9 protein-coding genes are annotated in these 10,597 nt (G+C 33.3%); 1 reads left to right on the forward strand and 8 read right to left on the reverse strand.

Annotation, left to right across the window (positions count from 1 at the left end; genetic code table 11):
• From FPG59_RS09850 to FPG59_RS09865, 4 genes are all read right to left on the reverse strand, one after another.
• Window positions 1-445 (reverse strand): UvrD-helicase domain-containing protein (locus tag FPG59_RS09850; RefSeq protein WP_176330731.1); only part of this gene is annotated, 445 nt, incomplete at its 3' end.
• Window positions 435-2,282 carry an ATP-dependent endonuclease gene (locus FPG59_RS09855; protein ID WP_086454436.1) on the reverse strand — a complete coding sequence of 616 codons (1,848 nt, stop codon included), beginning with the start codon at window positions 2,280-2,282 and terminating at the stop codon, window positions 435-437. The genes FPG59_RS09850 and FPG59_RS09855, both read right to left, overlap by 11 nt.
• Window positions 2,283-2,425: 143 nt before the next feature.
• Complete coding sequence (locus tag FPG59_RS09860) at window positions 2,426-3,904, reverse strand: RES domain-containing protein (protein ID WP_086454437.1); 1,479 nt, start codon at window positions 3,902-3,904, stop codon at window positions 2,426-2,428.
• A 32-nt stretch (window positions 3,905-3,936) separates the two neighbouring features.
• Window positions 3,937-5,859 carry an AAA family ATPase gene (locus FPG59_RS09865; protein WP_086454438.1) on the reverse strand — a complete coding sequence of 641 codons (1,923 nt, stop codon included), beginning with the start codon at window positions 5,857-5,859 and terminating at the stop codon, window positions 3,937-3,939.
• 1,035 nt (window positions 5,860-6,894) lie between these two features.
• Between FPG59_RS09865 and FPG59_RS09870 the strand changes: the two genes are divergently transcribed.
• Window positions 6,895-7,212: a hypothetical protein gene (locus FPG59_RS09870; protein ID WP_086454439.1), complete on the forward strand. Its 318-nt coding sequence runs from the start codon at window positions 6,895-6,897 to the stop codon at window positions 7,210-7,212.
• Between the two features lie 791 nt (window positions 7,213-8,003).
• Here FPG59_RS09870 and FPG59_RS09875 read toward each other — a convergent pair.
• The 4 genes from FPG59_RS09875 to FPG59_RS09890 form a co-directional block, all read right to left on the reverse strand.
• Window positions 8,004-8,345: a hypothetical protein gene (locus tag FPG59_RS09875; RefSeq protein ID WP_086454440.1), complete on the reverse strand. Its 342-nt coding sequence runs from the start codon at window positions 8,343-8,345 to the stop codon at window positions 8,004-8,006.
• Between the two features lie 55 nt (window positions 8,346-8,400).
• Complete coding sequence (locus FPG59_RS09880) at window positions 8,401-9,027, reverse strand: hypothetical protein (RefSeq protein WP_086454441.1); 627 nt, start codon at window positions 9,025-9,027, stop codon at window positions 8,401-8,403.
• A gap of 70 nt (window positions 9,028-9,097) precedes the next feature.
• Window positions 9,098-9,643 (reverse strand): hypothetical protein, encoded by a 546-nt coding sequence (locus FPG59_RS09885; protein WP_086454442.1) that lies wholly within the window; start codon window positions 9,641-9,643, stop codon window positions 9,098-9,100.
• Between the two features lie 3 nt (window positions 9,644-9,646).
• Window positions 9,647-10,522, reverse strand: coding sequence for a hypothetical protein (locus tag FPG59_RS09890; RefSeq protein ID WP_086454443.1), 876 nt, complete (start codon window positions 10,520-10,522; stop codon window positions 9,647-9,649).
• Window positions 10,523-10,597: the final 75 nt, after the last annotated feature.

Consider the following 10,597-nt stretch of genomic DNA (forward strand, 5'->3'; position numbering starts at 1 on the left):
GAATTCCATAAATCTTACTTGATTTATTGTAATATATTTCTCTTGCAATTTTTTCATTTGAAAGTTCATCTTCATTTTTCTTTATATAGCTGCCGTACTGTTCAAAGCAAGCTTGATTTGCCACATATTTATTTATAAAAGCTTGAATTGTTCCCACAAAGTTTGGGTATTGAAAGAGCTGAGAACAATGCTTTTTTAGTTTTTTTTCTATTTCTTCAACTGCTGTATTGGTATGTGCCAAAACTAAAATACCAGAACCGTCATCAAAAGGCATATTTTGAGCAATACAGTACAACTTTGCAATTAGTGCTGTTGTTTTTCCGCTTCCAGGAACTGCTAATAAATCACAGGTTTTAAGATTTTTAATAAAATCTCTTCTTTCTGGATCAAAACTCCCGTTAATAAAAATCTGTTCAGCTTGATTAATATACTTTTCAATTTCCATTTTTACAGGCGTGTTTAATTGCTTCAATGATATAAAAAAACGAGTCAGTTTTCTGAAAACTGATTGATTCCATTTCTTTAATCTTTTCACTTAGCTCAAAAGCCAGCTGGGTCTTCTGTAGACTTTTGCTTAACAGCAGCTTTGCCAATCCAATTTCCCATTCCTGTTCAATGCCACAGGCTTTAAAAGTATCTGTATGAACATTTTTTAGTACTTCTTTAAACGCTGCTCCCAATTGATCAGACTTTAATAAGCACCATTCAAAAGTCCATAACTTAGAAATAAACGGTCTTACGAAATCACTTTTTTTATCCAATACAGCTGTTATTCTTTTTATCCTAATTTTGTCGTACTCATCAATCTTCTGCTTAATGATATCATACTGTTTAACTTTTCCTTTTTTAATTTGTTTTCCATTTGCATCAATTTGCGGTTCTCTCTCATATTCTCTCGTATCTAAATCACTGATAATAGAGACAGGTACATTTAACTCTTTATCATCTGTTCTCAAAAAAATCTTAGCAAAATGAAGACAGGCCGTAGATCCCACATTTACTATGGAAACTTCGTTTTTACTTAAATCAAAATTCAGTTTGGTTGCAATTTCGGGTATCAGAATTTCTTCTGACCACCCTTCGACCAGAATTACTCCTCGTGCAAAAAATAAATTAGATTTAGTAACATCTAAAAATCTCTTTAAATACTCATAACTGTTATCGTATTTACCTTCTTTAATTTCCGCTCCTAAGAAGGTATATTTTTCCCCTAGAGGAAAAACATTGTCATTTTTACAGATAATCAAAGACTTTAAATCTACTTTGGAAGCGATATTAGGACTGTGTGTAGTGAGAATAAACTGGATATCAGTTTGAGCTTCTCTATCAAGTGCCTGTATTATTTTCATCTGAGCCTGCGGATGCAAATGTGCTTCCAATTCTTCGATCATGCACAACTTCAATCCATCATAATTTTCTTTTTTCAAATGCAGCAGTTCTGCAGCCATAAAAAGGCGGTTCATTGTGCCTAATCCCAAGTTAGTGTGCTCTTCAATACCAAGAGATATTTTTTCAAGGATATTTTTTATTTCTGCAGCTGTTATATCAAATTTGGAAAAATGCCTTTCATCAATAAAATCTTCCAGAAACTTATTGATTGGTTTAACAATCTGTTCTTTATTGCTTTTTTTATCTTCATTTACTTCTTCGTTATTAAAATAGTTTTTAATAAGACCATTCGCATCATCAAAGATTTCTTCTAATGTATGTTTTTTTCCCTTGACTTTTTTGAAAAGCTTATGCTCTTGCAAAATCTGGGAAAGTCTGGAATTTTTCTTTGCCATCAGCTCGCTGTCCGCGTCACGAAGAGCTTTTAGGTATGTTGTTTTTAAATACTCTCTTGCTTCTGCATTTAAAATATAGCCTGTCCCGTCCATGCCTGCTTTTACATCTGTCGGGATAATTTTACCCTCCCGCAATTCGGCCTGATAAATCAAAATAAGCTTAGGTCTCTTCTCATCATTTTCCTCATACCACCCCAACCATTCAATAAAATGCTTTGCCTCATCATTAGTAATACCACTAAAATGTAGTTCAATACGCAATTTTTCAGAATTTCTCGCAAAATCCGATTGTTCAACTTTAATCCATTCGTAAGCGTGTGTTTTCAGCACCAGTTTTAACGCATCTACAATTGCAGACTTACCAGAATCATTTTCGCCTATAAGAATGTTCATCCCTTTCTCAAAGGGAACGCAGAGATCAGGTGTTTCTATGTCAAAGTCATTAGAACCTGCACCATATTTTCGAAAATTCCATAATTTTAGTTCTGCTATATACATATAATCTTTTAATGTAATATTTAATTTATGTTAGCAATAAAATATCATCCAACAATCAATAAACATATAATTAGAATCATTTTTAGATGATTTAAACATTTGACATTCTATTGATGTCTACTTCAAATCTTTTTGATATTATTTTAGTTATCTTCCACTTCATCAGAAGAAATCTTATACTCTGTGCGATTAACATCGTATACTACACTTTTAATTTTCACAGACTTAATGTGCGAAACTCTAATTGAATCCAAATCAATTGACAATGTCCCTTCTCTAAGATCAGCATTGTTTCTTTCCCATTCTTCTCCGGGCAAATCCAAAGGAAAATGTTGGGAAGCTTTATCAGCATCTTGCTTTAGTGGCATTCGCACCCACACTTTATAATCGTGCACTAATTCCTCATCTTCCCAATCCATTAGGCTTACTTCAATAGATGAACCCTTGATAACTTCAGGCGAAATAACTTTGGAAGCAGAATGAAATAAAGTAACATTAAGCCCTCCATCGGATTGAGCCGAAGGAAATATTATCCCATCAATTCTAAACTCTGATGCTAAAAATTCTGCAACAACTTGTGTAGCTAAATATTCAGCATGTTCGTCATCTGGCATTACCGGTTTAGTCAATCGCTGACTTAATTTTTTTAGAAACATAATGTTCGTTATACGACGAGCATAGCTTTCATCAAAATAACTTCCCTCTATATTTGTTAGCTTGAGAGCGCTTAAATCGAGGACCTGTAAAGTTCTCTTAATTCCAAAACGTGCTACTACCACCTTACAACCTACTGGAGGTCGAATTTCTGCCAATGCGGTTTCAGGATTGACCGATCCGTAAAAAACTGAAATACCTCTTGAGTTCATTCTACCTGCCGTGGCATATTCAGAAGGTGGCGGGCCAATTTCTTTGTCGGGAAACTCCAGCGCGATTTTAAGTCTGTTATCACATTGAAATGCCCTAGCCCTAAAGAGATGTTTCAATTGATTTTTAGGGCCAATTTTACGTACCACTGGTTTTCTTTTATGAGTATGCAAAGATTCAATGTCTTCAAAAATTGATTTTAGAAGATTCTCATGATTTTTATTAAAAAAGCGCGTGCTAGTCTTAAGAGTATGCTCAAAATTTTCCCACTGCATCTGCCATTCAAAATCGTCATGATCTCTAATTTCGTAAGATGAACCGCTTTCAAACTCACTATTTTCACCCATTTCTGCTGCAGAATGATCATAATGCCGATCCGCTAATATTTCTTGGACATCTGCCGCAATTTCTTCTTCAATTTCCGCGGCATCCATAATTGCATCAATTACCGGCGTTCCATTATTTTCCCAACCAGAATTTTTTAACTGATAAAAAGACCAGTTTTCTGGTGGATTTTCTGGTGACTGAATGTAATGCTGTTCAAATGCAGTTTCTATTTTATCAGCAAAATCTATTAATGAAAAACATTCAAACTCATCATTTCCACAATAAGAACATTTCATTTCTAAACCATTGTTTTTAATTATGTGTTTTAGATAATTTTCGCCGACACAATCATAACAAATATATTTCTCGGTACTAGTATCCAAATTCATAGGTAATCTCATTTTAGAATTAAATCTACGTAACTTCTTCATGTACAATAGTATAACGCTTTATTGAGATATCATCAAGTAGATAAAAGCGCACTAAAAAGCTGAATCCACCTTTCAACATATTCGTGTGGTATAGCATCTGCTTTTTTATTTTTTAATTGAGTTTTAGCAGCCATAGCCACTCCCACTTTCCATCCTTTTTCTAAGGTAACTCCATTAGCAATTGCAAATTGTTCAATTTGACCAACTATTGGACTTGACGGTGTGTAACTATCTTCAAAATCTACTTCATCTAAAGAACTGAAAAGTTTGTCAATAGCTTTTTTAATTAATTGATACGGTATCAGATCTTCTATTTCAGACTGCTCAATTCCTGTATAAACTTTTACATCAAGTATTTTAGTTTCGAATCCCTTATAAAGTCCATCCAACAATCTCTTTTTTGCATCTTCCCCGCTTTTATCAGAATCTAATATTATATGTGGCAAGTCATTTGCTTTACTTGAAATCATACTGACAACACCAGGTACACCTTTTACACCTCCAGAAGGTATAAAGACCATTTCTTGTTCTGGAGTTACAAGCGCTTCTCGAATTAGAAATCCTTTAATAGCATTAAGGTAAAATTGGTCTGAAGGCCCCTCGACCACAACACCCTGACAACCTTGTAGAAGAACATCTGAAACACTTAATCCTAAAGCAGCGTGAACAGCATAAATGGATTTTTCATTCAGGGCATCACTACCTTGTCTTAAATTACTTGATGCAACTGTATATCCATCTTTGTCCATGTAAACTACTCGACATCTGTCAATATTAGAAGTATCAACAATAAACGGCGAATGAGTTGTGTTAATAATTTGATTTTCCTGGGATAAATTGTTAAAGAAAAGAGCAAGATCCTTTTGTGCTAAAGGGTGTAAAGTAAGTCCCGCCTCGTCAAGTAATAAAATCGCATCTTTGTGGTTTTCTTGACTCTCAACTAGAAAAATCAAATAAAAACTAATAAACCATTGCAATCCTGTACTTCTAAGTTCTAGCGCTACTTCATCTGTCCTAATGCTATCTGAAACCCAAATTCGGAAATAATCGCCATCCGCTTCAAATCTAAATTTATATTCTCCCTGTTTCCACCATTCTTTAAATTTTTTAGTTAAATCTCCAGATGCTGACTGTAGAAGAATGCTACGTTCCTCTTTATCATTTTCTGCTTCTTTAATTTCATCGCTGGTTGGTTGTATGTTTGTATTCCCTCCATTACGTTGAATGGCCATTTCTTTGGGGTCTCTTCCTAATTCTAAGATTTCTTGCGGGTCTAATTTGACAAAATCAAAAAGTACTCTCAATGTGCGAACTTGTTCTTCATTTATTTCAATACCGCTTATGCTTTGACCATTAAGCCATTTAATTACATTAGGAAGATAAATTTTGGAAGATAAATTTCCATAATTTGAATAATAAACGAAAGACGGCAATAAATCAAGAACAGCTTGACTTAAATCTGTATCTTTATATGGGATAATAGTAGATTCCTCTTCTTTAAGCTCTTCTCCATCCTTTCCTTCTTCTGGTTCTTCACCTTCAGTAATTTCTATTTTAACTTTTTCTATCTTCGTTGATATCGGTTTACCACTTGGAAAATCGAATGTATAATGTCCATCGAAATAACGTGTCACAATAACAGATTTATCTCCTTGTAAATTACATTCAATTTTAGACTCAATATGGTCTATAATCTGATCATCTAATTCAAACTCTGCAGTAATGAATCGTATGTCCTGTGGAGTTTTTCGGTAGGTACTTAATTTAGAAACTGGCATATCGTGCAAGATATCAATACTTCCCTCTCTCGCAGGGTTTAATTTCCACAATCCCAAAAGTAAATTAGACTTTCCTGCTTCATTAATTCCTACTAATGTTGTTACATCATCACAATCAATCCATCCACTATCAAGAATTGACCTGAAATTTTCTACTTTATATTTTTTTAATATCATATCTAATAACTTTTTGATTAGTTTAGTTTTTATTTTTAATCTTTGGCGGTTCTGGCAATTTTAAAAACTCTGTTTTAATAACATGTAAAAGACTACAAAGCCATATCAAAAACCGAAACAATAAAGCAAATTTTACAATTCCATACAACGTATATATACTGGATTCTTAAATATAATTTTAAATAGATATTATTAAATTATAACTGCAAAAAAAGATTCGTTACCAGTTTTTTTTGCCACATTAAAATATATTTCACAACATATAAATCACTTGTTAAATGTTTTGTTATGGATTTAAGGCTAGAGTTACAGATTAGTTGAATGGAATTACTTATGGCGAACAACGTACAATACTACATAAAAAAAACATATGTGAATTATGGATTTCAGTAAAATCTGATTTTTTTTAAATGAATATCAAAACTAAGTAATACTAACATTCATTATCGCACTATCAAAAAGCACTATTTATAATTGGATCATTCTCTTTAATCTTAAAATCACATAAAAAATTAATTTTTAAACATCTATTGTATTTGGTTGAGTTTGCAAAGTAATTCATGTACAAACAAAGGAAAAAAATACATTTCATTCCATTTTAAAATGAAGTAAGTGATTTGCGATCAATAACAATTTCTTGGCTGAAAGGCATTCTGATCTGATCGAAAGTGTTTAAATCCCAAAGACCTTACAAACACAGCATGATAGGCCAATGTCTACATGATGAAACGCCAGCTGTATACTCTTAAACAAAACATCAACTTGCCACATCATAATATGAAGCCCATCAAACAACTTTTTTATTATGGGCTTTTGTCAAGCTGCTTGGGAAATAATTAATTAAATTGAAAAAGTTAACTCATCAAAGGAGAAGAAACCAATTGGAACAAAATGACCCAGCGACTGAAAAAAGCGGTTTTCAATCCTTCCATTTCATTTTCTGAATCAAAAAATCAAAATCCTCCACCCAATAAAGGACGTGGATTTAGACGCTAAGCGTTTGAATAAGAAGTTAAAAAATCGTATATTTACTACATGGCACGAGTTAAAAAAAATAAGGCAACCCCAAATCTAAACCCAGTATTTTTTTGGGATTTCGACATAGATGCTATGGACTTTGAGAGAGCCTATAAAACTATTATTGCCCGTATCGTAGAGCGTGGAGGACAGGAAGAAATCGACGAAATTGTTCGTTTCTATGGCCTTGAAAAGGTGGTAAAAGCGATTCGTGACGAAATTTATTTTCTTCCTAATTATGCCATTGACAAGGCTTTAGAATTGTTTCCTGAACTTAAAAAGGAAGAGATGTACTGCTATCTTAACCGTAAGGATAAACCCTACCACTGGATCTAGTTTTTAGACTATAAGCCATTCTTACGAACAAATAAATAAAAAGAAAACGAAGTTAGGCCAGGCATTAAACTTAGCAAAAGACTACGGCATAATGTCTTGCTCGTTCCTCACAAGCCACCCTTGCGGGACTTATTCCGTTTCCTTTTGCTAAGTTTAATGCCAGCCCTGTGAAATTGCTTTCTTTTTCTTTTTTCCGGTTTTTCTGTTTTCTTTTGAATTATATTTATGGCTTTACACATGTACATACAGCAATATTTGAAAGCTTAAATATTTACTCATGTCCACATTCATATTTATATGTAAAAGCGTATGGTTATAAATACAGTTTTAAAAGCATATGTATATATTCCAATCTGTAGCTATCAACAACTATGCTTACATATTTACTTTTGTAAAGTAGTGCATGGGTACATAGTCTTATGCTTATGGGTTGACAAGCGTAAATACATAAATACGTAAATACATAATTAGGTAAGTTTGATTTCCAAACTTGAGTGTGGTAAACAATCATAATCCTTATACGTCGATGATAATACTGGTCACAGATTTGAAATCGAACGCTTTTTAAATTAATTTATTGAATTAATTTACGTTCCAGTTTAGCTATATCAAAAAAAGGGCCTCAAGCCCTTTCAATTAAAACCATCGGCAATAATGTTTTCGAAAGAAAACAGCAAGTTGTGTTTTGAGATGCTTGAAATGAATTCAGCATCTCAAAACAACTTGCCCTGCCGGGGGCTGGAAAACGCCTCCAGAGTCGGCGTTTTATTATAATTACAAATGGAAACAGGTTAATTGAAATCACCCTTATTTTTTTCATTCAAATGCTTAAGATAAAGCATATCCAGTAATTCTGCCTCTTCCAATGGAATCAGCATTTCTATTATTCTCAAAAGGCTTCCAACATATCTTTCGGTATTTATACTACTCTCAATACTCACTTCAATACCGTCCAAAGCAAATTTTGCTGTTTTAAGTAAATCCATTATCATACAAAACAGGTCTCTATATCCTTCCACATTTATTTCAATAATGTGTATATCATTTCTTGTTTCTAATGCTGGTTTTAGCAGTACAAAATAATGCTCTGGGTTCTCTATGAACTCGTTTAATTTGATTTTATCTTTTTCCATAATCTTTATTTTAAATCGATTAATAATTTATCTAGCGGACTGTTTGAAGTTTTCATCATGTTGTGTTTTTGAAGTTTTTATCTGAACTGTTGAAATAAGTATAAACCGATTCTAAAAATAGCCTCACTAACGCAAACCATGTCATCAGATCAATATGCTCATTCAGTTCAGGATCGCTTTCCAGTTCTATTGCGCTTTCTGAATCAAAATTTAAGTTTTGAATTCTCTGCTGAAACTTTTGGTAGTAGTCTGTTCCAACCAGCGATATAACAACATATAGCAGTTCATGTACAAACTGGGAGCAGGTAATCGATTTTAAAATATACCTAAGACTCCCAAAACGTTTATCATTTGGATTTGGATTTTCTTTTAGTTCATAACAAAAATGTATCAGTAATTGCAGGCACGACAGCAGTCCTGCTGTCTTTACATCCTGTGTCTCCGCATCAACGATTTCAAGATCACCTGAAAGTAATTCTTCCAAATCGTATTCCTGCAAAAGGTCAGGATATCTGTCAAGTAATAAATCGAGCTTGGGATTTTTCAATTTATCAAGAAGTTCTGAAATCCCGCTTTCGAGATTCTTTTTTGAATTCTGCAGGAGCATATGCAGTACTGTCTTTGCCTGTTCTACCGATTTTATAAGTACTTTTTCATTACTGAAGTTTTTATTTTTTTTCATATTAAAAAAATTATAGTTTTTACAGTTGAGAATGTGCAGATATTATATTCCGTTACTGGAGATGTCATCTTTAAGACTGTACATTATTTTTGATCTTTTCAATCCCTCTTTCACGCATAAGCTGACTTGCATCCAGCATTTTGATTAAATAGATGTAGGGTGTGATCAAGTCATAATCAAATTCTTCGGTGCATCGAGACAGTGACAGGTGTATAACTTCAAATAGGAAGAATTCGAATTCATCAATGGTTTTCTCGGCAAATGCTTTTTTAAATACAAGGAAAGGATTCTCATACTCTTCCATTGTCAAGGATGCCAAATGAAGTTTTGACTTACAGTCAGATGCGTTTTTTACTCTCCATTTTTTGTTTTTGTACTGCAAAAGAAAACAGACTTTAAGAAAAGAGCGCAGAGCAGTATAGAAAACAATGACCTGTCCGGGATAATCTTTTTTATACACTTTTGTTTTATGGACATATAAAAATGCTTCGCACAGTATCTCTTTATAGCAATCAAGATGGGCAAAGTCAAAAAAAGCCTCCAGCACTTGAGAAGAACTTTTAATCTCATGACCTGCCCAAAAAACAGATTCAAAGGATATTCTATTCTTTTTCATAATTTATACAGGTTCATTATCAATTTTCTCGGGTTCATTTTCAACTTCATTTTGTCGATTGATTTCATTTTGAATCAAAATTTCCGCTTGATTTTTAAAATTTTTACATCTTTCTTCCACTACCTGATAATATAAATAATCAACATCGTTAGCCTTGCTAAAACGCAACGTGTTGGGCTGTTGCTTAAGAAGTTTAAATATGGATTTGTCTTCACGGGTTTGTCGGGGGAAAAAGTCTGTAGTTATGGTAGTAAAGTATTCGCAGAGATTAAATAAATACTCTAATGCAAAATGATTAGGAGTGTAGCCTATATAGACACGGATCAAAGACAAACAGATTTGCTCCACTATTTGATGAAGGGCGGACATTTTTACTTCATCCGAACTAGAAGCATCATCATCATTATACACCCAGCCCCAGATTGTAGCAATATTATTCTTCCTCCATGCTATATAATGCGATGTGGATTTTAAATTTCTTTTTGGAGTTTCGCTAATATTTAAATAAGGAGGCTTGTTAATATCTTGAAATAACAGCTCTGCGTTCTGCATGATCTGCCAAAAGAAAAACTGCTGGTCTTGGCAGAGGCCTTTAAGACTCTGTACGTGGTGTATAAGAACAGTAGCGGTCAAAGAACCCTGAGTCTTTGTTTTTATCTTATCACTTATATCACTGCCCGCATTTTCTTTGGTCTCCTGTACAAAAACTAAGAGGTATAAATGACTATGTTCTTTTTGCAGTTCTTTATCAGAATAAATTTTCCTGCTCGAACTATAAGCTGTTGCATTCCTGCCAAAACAATAAATAGCAGATGTTTTAATGTGGCCTGTAATTACTTCCTTCAACTCTTTTTGCTGTGAGAATTCAATTGCATTCATAATTTTAATTTTTTAATTAATAATTATCCGAAAAATTGTATTTTTGTTTAGTACATGCAAGTAAATCAGAATGAG

It is taken from the genome of Flavobacterium sp. FPG59 (assembly GCF_002150205.1).
Classification (GTDB): domain Bacteria; phylum Bacteroidota; class Bacteroidia; order Flavobacteriales; family Flavobacteriaceae; genus Flavobacterium.

Bases quoted from the DNA above. Each gene is read 5' to 3' on its own strand.
- FPG59_RS09855 (WP_086454436.1), bottom strand. From the start codon at position 2,282: ATGTATATAGCAGAACTAAAATTATGGAATTTTCGAAAATATGGTGCA.
- FPG59_RS09860 (WP_086454437.1), bottom strand. From the start codon at position 3,904: ATGAAGAAGTTACGTAGATTTAATTCTAAAATGAGATTACCTATGAAT.
- FPG59_RS09865 (WP_086454438.1), bottom strand. From the start codon at position 5,859: ATGATATTAAAAAAATATAAAGTAGAAAATTTCAGGTCAATTCTTGAT.
- FPG59_RS09870 (WP_086454439.1), top strand. From the start codon at position 6,895: ATGGCACGAGTTAAAAAAAATAAGGCAACCCCAAATCTAAACCCAGTA.
- FPG59_RS09875 (WP_086454440.1), bottom strand. From the start codon at position 8,345: ATGGAAAAAGATAAAATCAAATTAAACGAGTTCATAGAGAACCCAGAG.
- FPG59_RS09880 (WP_086454441.1), bottom strand. From the start codon at position 9,027: ATGAAAAAAAATAAAAACTTCAGTAATGAAAAAGTACTTATAAAATCG.
- FPG59_RS09885 (WP_086454442.1), bottom strand. From the start codon at position 9,643: ATGAAAAAGAATAGAATATCCTTTGAATCTGTTTTTTGGGCAGGTCAT.
- FPG59_RS09890 (WP_086454443.1), bottom strand. From the start codon at position 10,522: ATGAATGCAATTGAATTCTCACAGCAAAAAGAGTTGAAGGAAGTAATT.